A 17,999-nucleotide genomic window follows, 5' to 3' on the forward strand; every position below is an offset into this window, starting at 1 on the left:
ACGAAGCGAAATATGGCTAAGAAAGATCGAAGTCTGATGTGAATTTATATGTGTTTTATGCAATGTTAGTCTTCTGTGATAACATGCATTCAATGGTTAGTTTGCTTTTTAGTAGAATGCAGCGTTCATATGGGTGTACGACTAAGCCTTCGTCGGCAGCGTCATATGTGTATAAGAGACAGCCACGGGTGCGGCGCCCATGGACTCGAGGGCCTGGTTGGCGCGGGAGAACGGACGTGAGCCGAAGAACCCGCGGCTGGCGGACAGGGGGCTTGGATGCGGGGATTCGATGATCGCCGCATGGGTGAGCAGGGGCTTGAGGCTCTGGGCGTTTCGTCCCCACAGGATCGCCACCAGCGGCTTGGGGTCGCCGTTGCCGTCCACGCGCGCGTTGAGCTGGCGGATCGCCTCTTCCGTGACGGCCTCCCATCCCTTGCCCGCATGGCTGTTGGGCCGTCCCACGCCCACGGTCAGGCATCTGTTGAGCAGCATCACGCCGCGCTCGGTCCATGGGGTCAGGTCGCCGTTCGGCGGCATGGGGACGCCCAAATCGTCGGTGAGTTCCCTGTAGATGTTGATCAGGCTTTTGGGCAGCGGGCGCACGTCCGGGGCCACGCAGAAGCTCAGCCCGACGGGGTGGCCGGGCGTGGGGTAGGGGTCCTGTCCCACGATGAGCACCTTGATCGAATCGAACGGAATGGTGAACGCGCGCAGAATGTTATGGCTCGCCGGCAGATAGGGGCGGCCCGCGTGGATCTCGGCGCGCAGGAAATCGCCCATGCGGTGGATGTCCGGCTCCACGCCGGCCAGCGCCTTGGCCCAACCGGGATCGACGAGTTCGCTCAGGGGTTTGATCATGGCGTCCACTGTATCCCGGCGTGCGAACCGGACGGCCCTCCGGGCCTGCGCGAAGGGTTCACGCACCGGGTTCGCGCACCGTGGAATTTCGGGGCGCATTCGTGAAATCGGCGGCGGAGGGCGCGTGACGGGGCGGAAAGCCGGTAGACTGGCGGATAGTCGTGAATTGGAGGAGAGCAATGTCCCAACAGTCGTACACGCCTGATGAATTCGACAACCCGCCCGCAGGCCCGGTGGGCGTGCATCGCGGACCCCGTTCGGTGGGCGCGCGCATGGCGCCCTATCTGGTGGTGCTGGTCGTGGCCGCGCTGTGCGGTCTGGTCGTGTGGGGCGTGACCGCCGGGTTCTTCGGCATGGATTCGACCACGCCGGTCGCCTCCCAGACCACGTCGGCCGTCGCGTCCTCGCCCACGCAGACCGCATCGGCCACCGCGACCGCCCCGGCCTCGACCTCCGAGTCCGCATCCCCGTCCACCTCGGCCTCCCAGTCGCCGTCCACCTCCGCGACCCCGTCGGCCACGGCATCTGAGTCTTCCGCCTCCCCGACGGCTTCGGCCACCTCGACGGTCAACAAGTCCAGCGAGATCCTGGTGATCAACGGCGTGGGCAAGTCGGGCTATGCGGCCCAGAACGTGACCAAGCTCAAGAAGGCCGGATACGACAACGCCACCCCAGGCAACCCGAAGAACAAGGCCAGCCTGCCGGACAGCTCCACGGTCTGGTACCAGAACGAGGCGGACAAGGCCACCGCCGAGGACGTCGCCAAGACGCTCGGCATCGACAACGTGGTGCAGCTCAAGTCCGCTTCCTCCCCCATCGTGGCCGTGCTCATGAAGTGAACCTCCTTCGGTGTTTCCCCGACCGCGCATCTACAATGGACCCGGCACCGAAGGGGTGCGGGTGCGTGTTGGTTGCATCCGTGGTTGAGATTCGGCGCGAAGGAAGTCGATATGGCACAGGGAACGGTCAAGTTCTTCAACTCTTCGAGGGGATACGGATTCATCACGCCGGATGAAGGCGGGGACGATGTGTTTGTCCATTACTCCGCCATCCAGTCCGAGGGATTCCGCACCCTCAACGACGGCGATCGCGTCCGCTACGAGGCGGAGCATGGCCCGAAGGGCATGCAGGCGACCAAGGTCGTCAAGCTCGCCTGAGCGGCGGGGTGGAAAACGCCCGGAACGCCGTTCTGGGCAATGAGACGAAAGGCTCCCTCGGGAGCCTTTTTTCATTTGGTCTTGGCCGGTATTCCGCCGATTAGCGCATGGCGTGATTGTTGGCTATGGGCGTATTCGCGGATACGATGTTGGCACTCGACGGGGGAGAGTGCTAATCTCCGAGTTAGCACTCGAGGTGCGAGAGTGATAACGCACGGCAGCTGACGGCCGGCGGCGTCGCCCGCGCATCTTGACGTGGAACCACATTTTCAACAGCCATGTTGGAGGAACACAGATGGCAAAGATCATTGCATACGACGAGGAAGCTCGCCAGGGAATGCTCGCGGGTCTGGACAAGCTCGCCGACACCGTCAAGGTCACGCTGGGCCCGAAGGGCCGCAACGTCGTGCTGGACAAGACCTACGGCGCCCCGACCATCACCAACGATGGCGTGTCCATCGCCAAGGAAATCGACCTTGAGGATCCGTACGAGCGCATCGGTGCCGAGCTGGTCAAGGAAGTCGCCAAGAAGACCGACGACGTCGCCGGCGACGGCACCACCACCGCCACCGTGCTGGCCCAGGCTCTGGTCCACGAGGGCCTGAAGAACGTGACCGCCGGCTCCAACCCGATCGCGCTGCGCCGCGGCATCGAGAAGGCCTCCGAGGCCATCGTCAAGGAGCTCATCGCCGCCGCCAAGGACGTTGAGACCAAGGATCAGATCGCCGCGACCGCCACCATCTCCGCCGCGGATCCGGAAGTCGGCGAGAAGATCGCCGAGGCCCTGGACAAGGTCGGCCAGGACGGCGTCGTGACCGTCGAGGACAACAACCGCTTCGGCCTGGACCTTGAATTCACCGAGGGCATGCGCTTCGACAAGGGCTATATCGCCCCGTACTTCGTCACCAACCAGGACGACCAGACCGCCGTGCTCGAGGATCCGTACATCCTCCTGACTTCCGGCAAGGTCTCCAGCCAGCAGGACGTGGTCCACATCGCCGAGCTGGTCATGAAGACCGGCAAGCCGCTGCTGATCATCGCCGAGGACGTCGACGGCGAGGCGCTGCCGACCCTGATCCTCAACAACATCCGCGGCACCTTCAAGTCCTGCGCCGTCAAGGCTCCGGGCTTCGGCGACCGCCGCAAGGCCATGCTGCAGGATATGGCCATCCTCACCGGCGCCCAGGTGGTGTCCGACGAGCTGGGCCTCAAGCTCGACTCCATTGACGTGTCCGTGCTCGGCCACGCCAAGAAGGTCATCGTTTCCAAGGACGAGACCACCATCGTTCAGGGCGCCGGCTCCAAGGAGGACATCGACGCCCGCGTGGCCCAGATCCGCGCCGAGATCGAGCATACCGACTCCGACTACGACCGCGAGAAGCTGCAGGAGCGTCTTGCCAAGCTGGCCGGCGGCGTTGCGGTGATCAAGGTCGGCGCCGCCACCGAGGTGGAGGCCAAGGAGCGCAAGCACCGCATCGAGGACGCCGTGCGCAACGCCAAGGCCGCCATCGAGGAGGGCCTGCTGCCCGGCGGTGGCGTCGCTCTGGTCCAGGCTGCTGCCAAGGCCCAGAAGGATGTCAACCTGACCGATGACGAGGCCACCGGCGCCGCCATCGTGTTCCGCGCCATCGAGGCCCCGATCAAGCAGATCGCCGAGAACGCCGGCCTGTCCGGTGATGTGGTCATCGACAAGGTTCGCTCCCTGCCGGACGGCGAGGGTCTGAACGCCGCGACCAACACCTACGAGGACCTGCTGGCCGCCGGTGTCACCGACCCGGTCAAGGTGACCCGTTCCGCCCTGCAGAACGCGGCCTCCATCGCCGGCCTGTTCCTGACCACCGAAGCCGTGGTCGCCAACAAGCCGGAGCCGAAGACGGCCGCCCCGGCCGCCGGCGCCGACATGGGCTACTGATCCAGCGCGATCGCATAGCCCGGCCGACTAGATAGGTCATAGTTGAGGGCCGCCATCGGAATACCCGATGGCGGCCCTCATGCATTTGGATTTATATGCCGAGTGCGGATCAGCCGGCCGTGAAGAGGCGGGAGGCCTGGGCCTCGGCGTCGGAGTAGAGCAGGGACGCCTGCGACAGCGCGTTCTGGATGGCCTCGAGAGACTGCTCCATCTGCTGCTGGGCAGCGTGCCACTGCTGGGAGACGGCGTTGAACTGCGTGGCGGCGCCGCCCTGCCAGACGCCCTGCAGGGCGTTGAGGTTGGCGTACATGCCGCTCACCGCGTTGCGGATCTGCGAGATGGACCCGGAGACCGCGGCGGCGGAGGATTGAATCTGTTCGGAATCGACTGCGTACTGGGGCATGGGTTTCCTTTCGTTGTGGGGATTGTTTGCGGATTGGTTTATGGCGACGGTCCGGACGGCCGCTAAGGTGGAGACTATGACAAATCGCGATCTCACCCCGGTGAAAACGGCCCATGTGGTCGAACGTGCCCCCCTTGCCGCACTTTCGGCGTGTCGCCGCACGAATCCGTCCACATGTGGATATCTGTGCTCCGTGCTGATGTGCCTGTTGCTGACGCTGGTCGTCGCGCTCGTCCCATTCGCCCCTGCATGGGCGGATGACGGGACCGACGGCTCCGGCGACGCTCAGATCACCGTCACCGACTCGATCACCGACACGGAGAACTTGCTCGGCGGCAATCTGACCGACGTCACCGATGCGATCAACGCCACCAAGGACCGGACCGGCGTGAGCGTCAAACTGCTGTATCTGCCGAGCTTCCGGCAGGGCGTCGACCCGGAGGAGTGGGCCAGCCAGACGCTCGAATCGTCCGATCCGGCGGCCAATACCGTGATGCTGGCCGTCGCCACGCAGGACGGCAATCTTGTGGTGGCCGTCTCCGCCAACTCCGAGGAGTGGCTGCGCAAGCAGTCCACCGTCGACGAGTTGTCGCAGGCCGCTTTGGGACCGATCGTCTCGGACGGCTCCAATCCGGATTGGCCCGGGTCCGCCAAGGCGATGATGGACGCCATCGCGCGCATCAAGGAGTCGTCCACGTCAACCGCGGCGACGGGCATTGGCATAGCCGTGTTCGGCATCGCGTTGGGACTGGTGGTGATCGTCTCCGTCGCGTTCTTCCTCATCCGCCGCCGGCGCAAGGCGCGTCACTCCGGCGGACGCAGGAACACGCTCGGCGTTTCGCGCAGCCAGCGCAGGAGCAGGGGCAAGAGCACTCCGAGGCGCAAGAGGACCAGGGGAGGGGCCTCGCCCGAACGGTCGGAAAAGTCCACGGATACTTCAGACGACATTCAGGAAACCTCCAGTGAAGAGGTCCAATCTGGAAACCATGAGCAAACCAATTGAAGCAAAGATCGTTGTTGTCGATGACGAGCCCTCCATCCGGGAATTGCTCGTCGCATCCCTGCATTTCGCGGGCTTCGAGGTGGCCACGGCCGCGTCCGGTTCCGAGGCCATTGAGGTGATCGAGAAGACGCAGCCGGATCTGGTGGTCCTCGACGTGATGCTGCCGGATATCGACGGCTTCACCGTCACCCGCCGCATCCGCCAGGAGGGGATCGATTCCCCGGTCCTGTTCCTCACCGCGCGCGACGACACGCAGGACAAGGTCATGGGCCTGACGGTCGGCGGCGACGACTACGTCACCAAGCCGTTCAGCCTCGAGGAGGTCGTGGCCCGCATCCGCGCGATCCTGCGCCGCACCCGCGAGCAGGTGGAGGACGATCCGATCATCCGCGTCGCCGATCTGGAGATCAATGAGGATTCCCACGACGTCACCCGCGCCGGCCAGCCGGTGGATCTGAGCCCCACCGAATACAAGCTCCTGCGCTACCTCATGGACAACGAGGGCCGCGTGCTCTCCAAGGCGCAGATCCTCGATCACGTCTGGCAGTACGATTGGGGCGGCGACGCGGCTATCGTCGAGTCGTACATCTCCTATCTGCGCAAGAAGGTGGATGGCGTGGAGGTGACCGAGGCCGACGGCTCCAAGCACAAGGTCGCTCCCTTGATCCAGACCAAGCGCGGCATCGGCTACATGATCCGCGAACCGAAGGAAGCGTAAGGGGCGTCCGGCCATGACAAAGCCCAACGGCACGGCGGCGCCCGCCTCCGCCCCGGCGAACGCGCAGGCGCCGGCGTCGGCTGAGCGAGCGCCCCGCATGTTGTTCGAGAAGGTGCCGCTGAGCACCAAGCTCGTGGTGATCATCTTCGTGCTCCTGTTCACGGGGACCGGCACGATCACCTTCGCGATCCGGCAGATGGTCAGCGGCTATCTCATCGACCGCCTGGACAACCAGCTGCAGAGCCAGGCCCAGATGGTCGTCAACAACATCGACAAGTTCAGCCAGCAGGATCCCACCAACTCGTTGGGCATGACCAACTACTTCATCCAGATCCGCGATTCGAACAACGAGATCAAGATCCTGCGCGACGCTTCGGGCAACATGGCCGCCGCCACGTCCATCCCCAAGCTCAAGTACGACATCGTCTCAACGCCCCTGCTTCCGGTGTCCGGATCATCCGGCAACGTGTCGCTTGGCACGGTCTTCACCACGCCCGCCTATGTGGAGCTGCCCGATTCCCTGCGCTCGGTGAGCTCGGACAAGCTCACCAACGAGCAGCGCGAGGTCATCGCCAACGCGAACGCCTCCTGGCGCGTGGCCGCCCTGCGATGGGTGGACGATACCAATGGACAGTACGGCGTGCTGTACATCGGCCTGTCCATGGGCGACCAGATGTCCACCGTGCAGACCATCACCGAATACTGCCTTATGGTGGGCGTGGCGATCGTGGTGCTCGGCGTGAGCATCGGCTCGCTGGTGGTGAGCCACACGCTCAAGCCCCTCAAGCGCATCGAGAAGACGGCGGCCAAGATCGCCGCCGGCGACCTGAGCCAGCGCGTGCCGGCCATGCCGGAGAACACCGAGGTGGGATCGCTGTCCGCATCGCTCAATGCCATGCTCTACCGGATCGAGTCGAGCTTCCACGAGCAGGAGGCGACCACCGAGAAGATGAAGCGCTTCGTGTCCGACGCGAGTCACGAGCTGCGCACGCCGCTCGCCGCCATCCACGGGTACGCGGAGCTGTACAAAATGCAGCGCGAATATCCGGGCGCTCTGGAACGCGCCGACGAGGCGATCGGACACATCGAGAAGTCCAGCACGCGCATGACCGTGCTTGTGGAGGATCTCCTCTCCCTCGCCAGACTCGACGAGGGCCGCGGCATCGACCTCACCCAGCAGGTGAACCTCACATCCATCGTGTCCGACGCCACCGAGGATCTGCATGCCCTTGACCCCGACCGCGTCATCGGCACCGGCAGAGTCACGCTGTCCGCGGTGCTGCCGCAGGGCGCCCCTGAGAACGCCCGCAAGGTGCCGTGCCTGGCCTTCACGGCCGGCAATCTGCCGGACATCCATCTGACAGGCGACACCTCTAGGCTGCGTCAGGTGATCACCAACATCATCGGCAACGTCCACCGGTACACGCCGGGCGATTCGGCCGTGCAGGTGGCGATGGGCACGCTCACCGCGTCCATCACGCCGAACACGCTCGGCCGAATGCCGTCCACCGACGCTTCGCTCAGCCGGTTCATCGAGGCCGTGCAGGTGGCCCAGGGCACGCAGACGGGCCATGACTACGCCGTCGTGCAGGTTGTGGACCATGGTCCCGGCGTCCCGGCGGACAAGCGGTCGCAGGTCTTCGAACGCTTCTACACCGCCGATCCGTCCCGCGCCCGCGAGAAGGGCGGCACCGGTTTGGGCCTGTCCATCGCCCAATCGGTGACCAAGGCGCACAAGGGTCTGATCTGCGCCACCGAAACGCCCGGCGGCGGTCTCACATTCACGATCGTGCTGCCGCTCGGCACGGTGAGCGAACCCCCGGCCGACCGCACGCAGCCCATGAAGACCAAGAAATCCGGCTGGTCGCTGGGCAAGAAGGCGGCGGCCCAGCAGCCGCAGGCCCCCGCGCAGGGGGAGGTGGTCCCGGCTCCGGCGGCTTCGGCGGCTTCGTCCGCGAATCGGACCGCGCAGCCCCGCCAAGCCGGGCCGGGCGGTGACACGTCGGCCCCGATTACGCCGCTGTCATAACGCACCGCGCCTGTCAGAGGCGTTGAGGTATACTGATACCTTGGTTTAATGAAGGCGCAGACAGGTGTCTGCACAGGTTATGAGTGAGGTTGAAGATGCCCAGCGGTCGTATTCGTTGGTTTGATGCCAACAAGGGGTACGGTTTTATCGCCACCGATGAGGGGGAGGATGTGTTCCTGCCCGCTACGGCGTTGCCTGACGGCGTCACCACGCTGCGCAAGGGCGCCAAGGTGGAATTCTCCGTCATCGCGGGACGCAAGGGCCCGCAGGCGATGGATCTGACGCTTGTCGCCTCGGCGCCCTCCCTGGTCAAGGCCACCCGTCCCAAGCCGGACGACATGGCCGCGATCTGCGAGGATCTCATCAAGCTCCTCGACTCCGCGGGCAATACGCTGCGCCGCCACCGGTACCCCTCGCAGTCCGAGTCCAAGAAGCTCGCCACGCTGTTGAGGGCCGTGGCGGACAACTTCGACGTGCAGGACTGAACGGATACCGGACGGTTTTGCGGTTTGACGCGGACCCCGGCAACAGGACAACGCGGATACGATGACGAAACTTGATGACGAAGGTGGGTTGATGCCGGACACGACACTCGATGAACCGAAGGCGCTTGCGAGGGCGGTCGCCCTCGACATGGCCGACGACCACTCGGAGGTGGGCGATTTCGTCACCAGCCAGGCGCTGGAGGACGGGGTCACCGACTTCCGATTTGAGGCGCATATCCCCGGATACGAGGGATGGCAGTGGTCGGTCACGCTGTACCACGATGCGGAGCTGGACCATTGGACGGTGAACGAGTCCTCGCTGCTGCCCACGGAACAGGCTCTGCTGCCCCCGAAGTGGATTCCATGGAAGGACCGTCTGCTGCCCACGGACCTTTCGGTGACTGATTCGATCGGCACCGATCCGGACGACCCGCGTCTTGAGGAGGGTCTGGACGAGTCACAGCTGCAGGCCGTGGTCGATGCGGTGGAGGCGCAGGATCGCGCGGCCGAGCAGTCCTCCCACTCCGAGGAGGGCGAGGGCGATGAGCCGAATGCCGAATCCGAACCGGCCGATGGGGCGGACAAAACCGATCAGACCGAGCAGCCGGATCGTGCCGAAGAATCCGATGGATCCGATGCTCCAACGAATGGCGCTCCAACGAATGACGCTTCATCGGACGGTGTCGCGGCGAACGATGCGCAGTCGGCCGACTCGGCGCAATCCGAGCCGTCTGCGGCGCAGTCCTCCGCGCTGGATGTGGCAGAGGCCATCGACGAGTTCGAGCTTTCCCGCCGCCATGTACTCAGCCCGCTGGGGCGAGCGCAGGCTGCGAAGCGCTGGTACGACGGGCCGCATGGGCCCAAGGCGCTGTCCACCAAGACGGCCGGCGGATCCACCTGTGAATCCTGCGGCTTTTTCATCCCGCTTCAGGGCGATCTGAACCGCATGTTCGGCGTGTGCGCCAACAAGTGGAGCCCGGACGACGGCCGAGTGGTGTCCCTGGACCACGGCTGCGGCGAGCATTCCGAGATCGATCCGCCCCAGCCGAGCCGTCTGTGGGTGCAGTCGAAGCCCGCCTTCGACGACCTGCACATCGACATCGTGGCCCAGCGCCCGCGTGACGAGCATGCCGAGGTCGAGCTGCTCGAGCGCATGGGCGTGGGCAATCGTCTGTCCGGCGAGGATGACGACGCGTCGGACGAGGAATCCGGAATCGATGGTCTCGAAAACGCGGACGGGATCGCCGACGAATCCGCAAGCGCGGGGGAGGGGCCGGCCGATGCGGACGAGGAGTCCCGTTTCGCCTCGGACGAATCGGCTGTGGACGATGATGATGTTCCCGTCGATGCCGGGGAGGCCGAGGAAGTGGCCGACGACGAAACCGGCAACGAATCCGACGAGGATGATGCCGATGACGTGGCCACCGAGGCGGATATCGAGGCGCAGACCGTTCCCGATGACGATGCCACGGACGAGGACATCGCCGAGCATGCCGCCGACCCGGATGATGACGTTGACGATGAGGCATCCGAGGATGGTCCCGAGGTGGTCGCCACCGTCGATCTGAGCGGCGAGGACCCGGAAAGCGACGATTCGGACGACGACGGGTCAGATGATGCTGATGACGAGTCTGAGGACGCCGATGACGACGAGTCCGATGAGGCGTAACGGCCGTCCGAGGTAACCGTCTGCGGTAAACCTTCCATTGATGGGTGAAACATAGGTGAGGCCCCTTCCGGTTGCGAACCGGAAGGGGCCTCACTGCATCATGCCGCAGCCGTCAGTGAACCACGGTGACCGTGCATTCGGCGAAGTTGACGATCTGCTTGGAGACCGAGCCGAGGAAGTGCGCATCCAGTCCGGACAGGCCGCGCGAGCCGACCACCAGCCAGCTGGCGTAGCGGGACGCGCTGATCAGGCCCTTGGAGGCCGGAATGTGGAAGGCATGTGCCTCCACGGACGTCACGCCGTCGGGAATGGTCTCCTTGGCCACCATGGCGTTGACGATCTCCTCGGCGCGCTTCTGCCCGGCCTCGATGGGCGCGATCGCGTTCTCATAGCCCGCGATGGTGCCCAGATCCTTGAGCTGCCAGCAGAACATCACATGCAGAGGGCGGTTGTGGATGGCCGCTTCGCGGATCGCGAACCTGAGCGCATGCGCGCTGGTCTCCGAACCGTCCACGCCCACCACCACGGGACGGTGATCCAGCGCCTCGTACTGCTTGGGCTGCTCGTAACGGACGGTGGTGCCGGCCGGTGTGAGCGCGTTGGCGATGCTGTCCTGCACGCTTTGCGTATCGTCGTCCAGAATCCTCACCACGGTCACCGGCCGCTGCGATTCCTCGGCGAGCGAGGCCGACAGCGAGCCCATGAACCAACGAGCCACACGGCCCAGGGAACGGCGCCCCACCACGATCTGCTGCGAGTTGGCGCCGATCTGCAGCAGCGCCGAGGTGCCGGTGGCCTTGACCGAGGTCAGCTCCAGATTCTCCAGATCGAAATCGATGCCATCGGACGCCTTGGCGACCCATCCGCGCAGCGTGTCCGCGATCTCGTGGCGCACGCGGTTCCATGATTCGTCGTCATTGGGCTCGGCGCCCATATCCCACGAGTGCGTCCATCCAAACACTGCGTTCACCTTCTGACCGGTGATCGCCGCTTCCTTGAGCGCGAACTTGAGCGCCGCGAAGGACTCGTCCGAACCATCCACGCCAACGACGATGTCGGCTTCGTTCATGTTGGGCTGCGTCATCATTCCTCCTTCAAGAGACGATTTCAGTGCCTGATTCCAAGCATATCGGTCTTTTGCTTGCTGTGAGCGCAATCACATGGACAAAACGAATAAACGTCACCGCGAGTCGGTAGAGTATGGAGAAGTTTCATAGGAAGGACAAGCATGTTCGAACGGTTTACCGACCGTGCGCGACGCGTCATCGTGCTCGCGCAGGAGGAAGCCCGCTCCCTTCAGCACAACTACATCGGCACCGAGCATCTGCTGCTCGGTCTGATCCGTGAGGGCGAGGGCATCGCCGCCAAGGCGCTCGCCTCCAAGGGAGTGGAACTCGATCCCACCCGCAAGCAGGTGGAGGAGATGATCGGCAAAGGCAACGCCGCTCCCAACGGTCACATCCCCTTTACGCCGCACGCCAAGCAGGTGCTTGAGCTGAGCCTCAGGGAGGCGCTGCAGCTCGGCCACAGTTACATCGGTACAGAGCACATCCTGCTCGGCCTGATTCGCGAGGGCGAGGGCGTGGGCACGCAGGTGCTCATCAAGATGGGCGTGGATCTGGGCGAGCTTCGCACCGCCACGATCGACATGATCCGCGGCAACTCCGGCTCCGGCTCGGATTCCGGCAAGGGCGATCTGGCCAACGCGGGCGGCGTGCAGAACAAGGCCAACCAGACCGGTTCCGCCATTCTGGACCAGTTCGGCCGCAACCTGACGGCGGAGGCCGCCGCAGGCAAGCTGGACCCGGTCATCGGCCGCTCCGAGGAGATCGAGCGCGTGATGGTCGTGCTCTCCCGCCGCACCAAGAACAACCCGGTGCTGATCGGCGAGCCCGGCGTCGGCAAGACCGCCGTCGTGGAGGGCCTCGCCCAGAAGATCAACGCCGGCGACGTGCCGGAGACCCTCAAGGGCAAGCAGGTCTATTCGCTGGATCTCGGCTCCATGGTGGCCGGTTCCCGCTACCGCGGCGATTTTGAGGAGCGCCTCAAGAAGGTCCTCAAGGAGATCAAGACTCGCGGCGACATCGTCCTGTTCATCGACGAGATCCACACCATCGTGGGCGCGGGCTCCGCGGATGGCGCACTGGGCGCCTCCGACATGCTCAAGCCCATGCTGGCCCGTGGCGAGCTCCAGACCATCGGCGCCACCACCACGGATGAGTACCGCAAGTACATCGAGAAGGACGCGGCCCTGGAGCGCCGCTTCCAGCCCATTCAAGTACATGAGCCGAGCATTGCGGAGACCATCGAGATCCTCAAGGGTCTGCGCGAGCGTTACGAGAACCACCACCACGTCACCATCACGGACGGCGCCCTGCAGGCGGCCGCCGAGCTTTCGGCGCGCTACATCCAGGATCGCAACCTGCCGGACAAGGCCATCGACCTGATCGACGAGGCCGGTGCGCGCCTGCGCATCAAGCGCCTCACCGCGCCGCCGGAGCTCAAGAGCCTCGACGCGAAGATCGCCAAGATCTCCGACGAGAAGGACAAGGCCATCAAGGATCAGGACTTCGAGAAGGCCGCGCAGCTGCGCGACAGCCAGGAGAAGCTGGAATCCGAGCGCAAGGAGAAGGAATCCTCCTGGCGCGAGGGCGAGTCCGATGTGAAGATGGTCGTGGACGAGGACGTGATCGCCCAGGTGATCAGCTCCAGCACCGGCATTCCGGTCTTCAAGCTCACCCAGGCCGAGTCCAAGAAGCTCATGGGTATGGAGGCCGAGCTGCACAAGCGCATCATCGGCCAGGACGAGGCCGTGGCCGCGCTGTCCCGCTCCATCCGTCGCGCCCGCGTGGGCCTCAAGGATCCGAAGCGCCCCACCGGCTCCTTCATCTTCGCCGGTCCCACCGGCGTGGGCAAGACCGAGCTGGCCAAGGCTCTCGCCGCGTTCCTGTTCGACGACGAGGATGCCCTGATCCGCGTGGACATGTCCGAGTTCTCCGAGAAGTACCAGGCGTCGCGCCTCTTCGGTGCGCCCCCGGGATACGTGGGTTACGAGGAGGGCGGCGAGCTCACCGAGAAGGTGCGCCGCAAGCCGTTCTCCGTGGTCCTGTTCGACGAGATCGAGAAGGCCCATCCGGACATCTTCAACACGCTGCTGCAGGTGCTGGACGACGGCCATCTCACCGACGGCCAGGGCCGCAAGGTCGACTTCAAGAACACGATCATCATCCTGACCACCAACTTGGGTTCCAAGGACATCGCCAAGTCAGCCACCACCGGCTTCTCGCTGGGCAGCAACACCGAGTCGAGCTACCAGCGCATGAAGGATCAGGTGAGCGCCGAGCTCAAGCAGCAGTTCCGCCCCGAGTTCCTGAACCGTCTGGACGACATCATCGTGTTCCGTCAGCTCACCGAGCCCCAGGTGCGCCAGATCGTGGACCTCGACGTGTCCCTGCTCAACCAGCGTCTGTTCGAGCGCCACATGTCGCTCGAGCTCACCGGTAAGGCCAAGGACCTGCTCGCCGAGAAGGGCTTCGACCCGCTGCTCGGCGCCCGTCCGCTGCGCCGCGTGATCCAGCGCGACATCGAGGACGCCATCTCCGAGAAGATCCTCATGGGCGAGCTCGAGGACGGCGAGAAGGTCGTAGTGGACGCCGAGGGCGAGGGCATTCTGGGCGAGTTCACCTTCAAGGGTGAGAAGTTCGAGGAAGCCGGCGACGGCGAGTCCGCGGACGCCAAGCCCGCGGACGGTGAGGGATCTGCCGGTGAAGGCGCCGAGCCTGCGCTGGTCGGTTCCCCGGCCGGTTCCTCCGACCCGAACGGCGATGCCGGCTCCGACGCCGGTGACGCCGCCCAGTCCGCCGCATAATGCGCGGCTGACCGTATATCTCAACAGCTGAAGGCCGGTTCCATTGTGGGGCCGGCCTTTTTGTTTTGCATGGTTCGCGGGGGGATAGTGCTTGGAACGGTGATGCATCAGATTATCCGGCGCAATATCTCACAAATCCGTATAACATCGCACAAAATCCAACAAAACTACGTCTGCGCAGGGGAGCTGGGCGGTGATTGGGTGGATTTCGTTCTGGTATTTCCGATTTGTGTATGGATCTTGGCGGGCTTCGTGTATGGCGTGAGAATGATGCTGTTGGTATTCCGCCAAAAAACGGAAGCCTACGGGTTCCTCATATCCGGCCGGGGTCTGAAAACGACCACACAAATCGGAAGTACGCAAAAACCACGGGCTACCTAGTCGGCGCCTAGTCGGTGCGGGGAGAGCTTGTGGCATGCGGTCCGGGTGCGACGATAAGCTGAGGATAATAAGAAACCGGTTTCATAACGATGGTCGTGCGAGACCGGGGCATGCAGTTGCGCAATCCGAAGGAGGATGATCGCATGACGGTCGAAACCGTGAACAGGGTGCTGTCGGGTGCGGTGGCGGATGGTGTCACCAACGACGGGCCTGTGATTCAGAAAGCCATTGACGAGTGCTCGAGCCAAGGCGGCGGAACGGTTACGCTCGCCGGTGGAACGTATCTGTCCGGCACGCTGAGGATGAAGTCCAACGTCACGCTCAACATTGACGCCTCCGCCACGCTGCTGGCGAGCCCGAACATCGGGGATTATGCGGCAGATGTGCATCACAACCGCTACCGTAATGAAACCGCTCTCGACAGGTGCTTCATCTTCGCCGAGGACGCGGAAAACTTCACCCTCACCGGACGCGGTGTCATTGACGGCAACGCCGAGGCGTTCCCCAATGATGGATCGATCTATCGGCCCATGATGATCCGCACGCTGCGCTGCTCCAATGTGCATGTGGAGGGACTGCGCCTGTACAACGCCGCGGCATGGACCACGGCGTTCCTCGACAGCTCGTACATCTGGATCCACGGCGTGGACATCCGCAACGACAAGCGATACAACGGCGACGGACTGGACTTCGATGGCAGCTCGCACATCTTCGTCTCCGACTGCCATGTGCGCGGCACCGATGACAACTTCTGCCTGCAGGCCAGCTCCAAGGACTACCCGGTGGAGGACGTGCACGTCACCAACTGCGCGTTCACCGGCGTGTGCGCGGGCGTGCGCATCGGGCTCAAGTCCATCGGCGACATCCGCAACGTGGCCATCGCCAACTGCACGTTCCACAGTGTGTGGCGTGAGGGCATCAAGATCGAATGCACCGAGGGCGGCACGATCAGCGACATCAACATCGCCAACATCACCATGCGCAACGTCACGCGTCCCATCTTCGTGGTGCTCAACAACCGCTTCGAACTGGATGACTACGGCAGCTCCGTGGAACTCGACCACATGCCCGCCATCGGCAGGCTGGAGCGCATCGGCATCTCGCAACTGATCGCCGTGGACGACGAGGAGGAGATGAGCCGCACCCACATGCGCTTCACCGACGACGTGATGGGCTCACCGCGCTTCAACGGCATCCGGTTCGACGCCGCCGAGGGCCACCCGATCGAGGATGTGACGTTGAGCGACATCCGCTATGTGGCCGTGGGTGGCGTGAAGCTGGCCGACATTCCGCCGATGGACCAGTATCCGCCGGTGCTCGATCGTCTGGTCCATCCGAACGGCGTGAGCAGCGAGAACTACTACCCGGATTGGAGCCGCGCCACGTTCATGGACCTGCGCAACGTGCACGGGCTCACTCTGCGCGGCGTGCACTTCACGGCTCTGCGTGACGACGAGCGCGAGCCCGTGATCATCGAGGGCTGCACCAAGGCCCGGGAGGTGGCGTTCTAGGCGGGGTATTCAGGGCTGGTGGCTGGGTGACCCTGGCTGGCGGCCGGCCAGGGGCCGGGCCTCCGGCGTTCTAGTGCGCGAGGACGCCTAGAGCGACCAGCGCCGCCACATAGGCCGCGGCCAAGGTCATTGCAACCCAGTCGCGGCCGGCAATGCGCATGACCCTGTAGTGTGTGCGGCCCGATCCGCCTTCGTAGCAGCGGGCATCCAGTGCGCGGGACAGGTTGTCGGCGTGGCGCAGCGTTCCGGCGAATACCGGCGCTTCCGATGCCGCCGAAGGTGCGGCGTCCGAGAACGGTGCGCGGACGGGGAAGCCTCCCAGTCCGCGCAGTGACGTCTGGCAAGCATCGCCCGTTGTGATGGCAAGGCCGGTCCCTTCACGGGGCCGGCCTTTTTCGTTTGACCATGGTCGTTCCGGGGTCGGCGCGATGTGCGGGCCGGCGCAGCGGACGGGCAGTGGACCGGAGTGCCGCTCCGATCGCGACACGCCATGCAACTTTTCCCCGGGTCGGCTCGAATACTTCACTGGAGACGGAAAGTCGGGCACCCGCCCGGCAAACGCGAAGGAGATGACATGTTCGGCTCCGCATTGGGCAGTCGGCGCAGGGACCGGGACGCCGCATGGATCCGCCGGATCCTTCGCGGCTCCGAGCGTGCGGCGGACGCCTTGGTGCGCGAGCACTACGACGGCCTGTTCGCCTTCGTCTACCGGCAGGTGGGCGACCACGAGGAGACCATGAACCTCACGCAGGAATCGTTCATCGCGGCGTTGCAGTCGCTGGCATCGTACGATCCAGCACGGGCCTCGTTCACCACGTGGCTGTACCGCATTGCAGCCTACAAGGTGATCGATGCGCGCAGACGGACGCATCCCATTGCCGTGTCGTTGGATTCCGGCGGCCTCGGTGACGGGGAACCGGACGCGTTCGACGGGACGGATCTGCCGGACGAGCGCATTCCGGACATGAGCGAGCTCGCTGCGGACCGCGATCTGCTCGAGCGCATCGAGGAACGCGTCGCATCCTGCGACCCGGCTGCGCAGGAGGTATTCCGGCTCCACCTATACGCGGAACGGAGTTTCGCACAGATCGCCGCGGCGGCGGGAGAGAGCGAATCCACCGTCAAGGCGCGGTACTACCGGCTGATGGCTTTGTTGAGAAAGGAGTTCGGCGATGAACGCCAACGATGAACGCATACCGTATCCGGACAGCGCCAAACGGAACGCGAGCATAGGCATGATCGTCGTGCGTGGCATGCCGCAGCGAGCCGGACTGGTGGCCTCCGTAACGGACGTGGTCCGTGCGCTGGGCATCAGAAACCTGTTCTTCGGCGTGTGGGACTGCGTCTTCGTGGGACTGATCGGCGCCGCATGCGTCTGGGGCCTGATGTTTGTTGGCGCCGGCGGGTCTTCCCTGTGGAGCGACGTCGGTCTGGGCCGGTTCTGCGTGCTCATGTTCCTCGTGTCCCCGTTCCTGTACGAGTGCGTGCACCTGCTCATCATGTTCAAGGAACGCGACTGCCATACGCTGGACGTGCTCAGGGCCTGCAAGTGGTCGTTCCGCCGCATCGCCGCCGTGCGCATGCTGACGTTCGGTGCGGTATCCGTGGTGTTGGACACGGCGTGCGGCATCGGCATCGCGCTGATGATCAGTGCCAGGGTGTCGGCGATGACCATCCTCGGCGTCTCGTTCTCCTCGCTGTTCCTGTTCGCGCTCGGCCAGCTTGCCGTGGATGCGCATTGCAGCTGGCCGGTTAGCGCCGCGATCATGCCGGCCGTCTGGCTGCTCGTCAGCGTAGCGGGCTGGTGGTTCGCCGCCGAGCTGGTCGTCTGGCTCGAACGACTGCCCTCACTGGTGTGTCTGGGCATCGGCATCGCCGCAGGCATCCTGTACTGCGCGTCACTGAACCGCTATGGCGCCGCGTCGCTCGCCAAGGCTTCGTACCGGGCCCGCGGCGAACACGGCCAGGCGTTGCGACCGGCGTTCTGAGCGAACGTCATTCATCG

The 17,999-nt window shown here is 64.5% G+C and carries 15 protein-coding genes and 1 pseudogene; 12 read left to right on the top strand and 4 right to left on the bottom strand.

From position 1 onward, the window contains the following. Positions 1-141: 141 nt before the first annotated feature. Positions 142-858 (bottom strand): uracil-DNA glycosylase, encoded by a 717-nt coding sequence (locus EMO90_RS00005; protein WP_150394979.1) that lies wholly within the window; start codon positions 856-858, stop codon positions 142-144. 179 nt (positions 859-1,037) lie between these two features. Between EMO90_RS00005 and EMO90_RS00010 the strand changes: the two genes are divergently transcribed. The 3 genes from EMO90_RS00010 to groL all read left to right on the top strand — a co-directional run bounded on the left by EMO90_RS00010 (position 1,038) and on the right by groL (position 3,927). Beyond that, entirely contained in the window at positions 1,038-1,697 is a 660-nt protein-coding gene (locus EMO90_RS00010) for a LytR C-terminal domain-containing protein (RefSeq protein WP_150353249.1), read from the top strand. A 111-nt stretch (positions 1,698-1,808) separates the two neighbouring features. Continuing rightward, positions 1,809-2,015 carry a cold-shock protein gene (locus EMO90_RS00015; RefSeq protein ID WP_150353248.1) on the top strand — a complete coding sequence of 69 codons (207 nt, stop codon included), beginning with the start codon at positions 1,809-1,811 and terminating at the stop codon, positions 2,013-2,015. Positions 2,016-2,310: 295 nt separating this feature from the next. Next, positions 2,311-3,927 (top strand): chaperonin GroEL, encoded by a 1,617-nt coding sequence (gene groL / locus EMO90_RS00025; protein ID WP_150353246.1) that lies wholly within the window; start codon positions 2,311-2,313, stop codon positions 3,925-3,927. A 109-nt stretch (positions 3,928-4,036) separates the two neighbouring features. On the opposite strand, the gene EMO90_RS00030 is transcribed toward groL, so the two are convergent. Beyond that, positions 4,037-4,330, bottom strand: a complete 294-nt coding sequence (locus tag EMO90_RS00030) for a WXG100 family type VII secretion target (RefSeq protein ID WP_150353245.1) — start codon at positions 4,328-4,330, stop codon at positions 4,037-4,039. Between the two features lie 76 nt (positions 4,331-4,406). On the opposite strand from EMO90_RS00030, the gene EMO90_RS00035 reads away from it, so the two are divergent. The 5 genes from EMO90_RS00035 to EMO90_RS12680 all read left to right on the top strand — a co-directional run bounded on the left by EMO90_RS00035 (position 4,407) and on the right by EMO90_RS12680 (position 10,234). Then, the gene (locus EMO90_RS00035) at positions 4,407-5,333 is read left to right on the top strand and encodes an EGFR-like transmembrane domain-containing protein (RefSeq protein ID WP_150353244.1); all 927 of its coding nucleotides are present in this window, start codon (positions 4,407-4,409) and stop codon (positions 5,331-5,333) included. Beyond that, on the top strand, positions 5,317-6,051 hold the full coding sequence (locus EMO90_RS00040) for a response regulator transcription factor (RefSeq protein ID WP_150353243.1): 735 nt from the start codon (positions 5,317-5,319) through the stop codon (positions 6,049-6,051). Before EMO90_RS00035 ends, EMO90_RS00040 begins: the two co-directional genes overlap by 17 nt. A gap of 13 nt (positions 6,052-6,064) precedes the next feature. After that, positions 6,065-8,080, top strand: coding sequence for a sensor histidine kinase (locus EMO90_RS00045; RefSeq protein WP_150353242.1), 2,016 nt, complete (start codon positions 6,065-6,067; stop codon positions 8,078-8,080). A 95-nt stretch (positions 8,081-8,175) separates the two neighbouring features. After that, a complete protein-coding gene (locus tag EMO90_RS00050) occupies positions 8,176-8,565 on the top strand; it encodes a cold-shock protein (protein ID WP_150353241.1) in 390 nt (129 codons plus the stop codon). A 148-nt stretch (positions 8,566-8,713) separates the two neighbouring features. Then, complete coding sequence (locus EMO90_RS12680; protein WP_395952585.1) at positions 8,714-10,234, top strand: DUF3027 domain-containing protein; 1,521 nt, start codon at positions 8,714-8,716, stop codon at positions 10,232-10,234. 112 nt (positions 10,235-10,346) lie between these two features. On the opposite strand, the gene EMO90_RS00060 is transcribed toward EMO90_RS12680, so the two are convergent. Continuing rightward, the gene (locus EMO90_RS00060; protein WP_449495021.1) at positions 10,347-11,318 is read right to left on the bottom strand and encodes a universal stress protein; all 972 of its coding nucleotides are present in this window, start codon (positions 11,316-11,318) and stop codon (positions 10,347-10,349) included. A 144-nt stretch (positions 11,319-11,462) separates the two neighbouring features. On the opposite strand from EMO90_RS00060, the gene EMO90_RS00065 reads away from it, so the two are divergent. Together EMO90_RS00065 and EMO90_RS00070 are read left to right on the top strand one after the other, a co-directional pair. Next, the gene (locus tag EMO90_RS00065; RefSeq protein WP_150353239.1) at positions 11,463-14,102 is read left to right on the top strand and encodes an ATP-dependent Clp protease ATP-binding subunit; all 2,640 of its coding nucleotides are present in this window, start codon (positions 11,463-11,465) and stop codon (positions 14,100-14,102) included. 524 nt (positions 14,103-14,626) lie between these two features. Beyond that, a complete protein-coding gene (locus tag EMO90_RS00070; protein ID WP_150353238.1) occupies positions 14,627-15,994 on the top strand; it encodes a glycoside hydrolase family 28 protein in 1,368 nt (455 codons plus the stop codon). A gap of 70 nt (positions 15,995-16,064) precedes the next feature. Here EMO90_RS00070 and EMO90_RS12685 read toward each other — a convergent pair. Then, a pseudogene (locus tag EMO90_RS12685) lies at positions 16,065-16,253 on the bottom strand (energy-coupling factor transporter transmembrane component T); the annotation flags it as partial. A 315-nt stretch (positions 16,254-16,568) separates the two neighbouring features. On the opposite strand from EMO90_RS12685, the gene EMO90_RS00080 reads away from it, so the two are divergent. Together EMO90_RS00080 and EMO90_RS00085 are read left to right on the top strand one after the other, a co-directional pair. After that, positions 16,569-17,183: an RNA polymerase sigma factor gene (locus EMO90_RS00080; protein ID WP_150353236.1), complete on the top strand. Its 615-nt coding sequence runs from the start codon at positions 16,569-16,571 to the stop codon at positions 17,181-17,183. Then, positions 17,167-17,982, top strand: a complete 816-nt coding sequence (locus EMO90_RS00085; RefSeq protein WP_150353235.1) for a hypothetical protein — start codon at positions 17,167-17,169, stop codon at positions 17,980-17,982. Before EMO90_RS00080 ends, EMO90_RS00085 begins: the two co-directional genes overlap by 17 nt. Positions 17,983-17,999 lie beyond the last annotated feature (17 nt).

It is taken from the genome of Bifidobacterium vespertilionis (genome assembly GCF_008698145.1).
GTDB classification, from domain to species: Bacteria; Actinomycetota; Actinomycetes; order Actinomycetales; family Bifidobacteriaceae; genus Bifidobacterium; species Bifidobacterium vespertilionis.

Coding starts and splice junctions, on each gene's coding strand:
- EMO90_RS00005 (WP_150394979.1), bottom strand. CDS start 858: ATGATCAAACCCCTGAGCGAACTCGTCGATCCCGGTTGGGCCAAGGCG.
- EMO90_RS00010 (WP_150353249.1), top strand. CDS start 1,038: ATGTCCCAACAGTCGTACACGCCTGATGAATTCGACAACCCGCCCGCA.
- EMO90_RS00015 (WP_150353248.1), top strand. CDS start 1,809: ATGGCACAGGGAACGGTCAAGTTCTTCAACTCTTCGAGGGGATACGGA.
- groL (WP_150353246.1), top strand. CDS start 2,311: ATGGCAAAGATCATTGCATACGACGAGGAAGCTCGCCAGGGAATGCTC.
- EMO90_RS00030 (WP_150353245.1), bottom strand. CDS start 4,330: ATGCCCCAGTACGCAGTCGATTCCGAACAGATTCAATCCTCCGCCGCC.
- EMO90_RS00035 (WP_150353244.1), top strand. CDS start 4,407: ATGACAAATCGCGATCTCACCCCGGTGAAAACGGCCCATGTGGTCGAA.
- EMO90_RS00040 (WP_150353243.1), top strand. CDS start 5,317: ATGAGCAAACCAATTGAAGCAAAGATCGTTGTTGTCGATGACGAGCCC.
- EMO90_RS00045 (WP_150353242.1), top strand. CDS start 6,065: ATGACAAAGCCCAACGGCACGGCGGCGCCCGCCTCCGCCCCGGCGAAC.
- EMO90_RS00050 (WP_150353241.1), top strand. CDS start 8,176: ATGCCCAGCGGTCGTATTCGTTGGTTTGATGCCAACAAGGGGTACGGT.
- EMO90_RS12680 (WP_395952585.1), top strand. CDS start 8,714: ATGGCCGACGACCACTCGGAGGTGGGCGATTTCGTCACCAGCCAGGCG.
- EMO90_RS00060 (WP_449495021.1), bottom strand. CDS start 11,318: ATGACGCAGCCCAACATGAACGAAGCCGACATCGTCGTTGGCGTGGAT.
- EMO90_RS00065 (WP_150353239.1), top strand. CDS start 11,463: ATGTTCGAACGGTTTACCGACCGTGCGCGACGCGTCATCGTGCTCGCG.
- EMO90_RS00070 (WP_150353238.1), top strand. CDS start 14,627: ATGACGGTCGAAACCGTGAACAGGGTGCTGTCGGGTGCGGTGGCGGAT.
- EMO90_RS00080 (WP_150353236.1), top strand. CDS start 16,569: ATGTTCGGCTCCGCATTGGGCAGTCGGCGCAGGGACCGGGACGCCGCA.
- EMO90_RS00085 (WP_150353235.1), top strand. CDS start 17,167: ATGAACGCCAACGATGAACGCATACCGTATCCGGACAGCGCCAAACGG.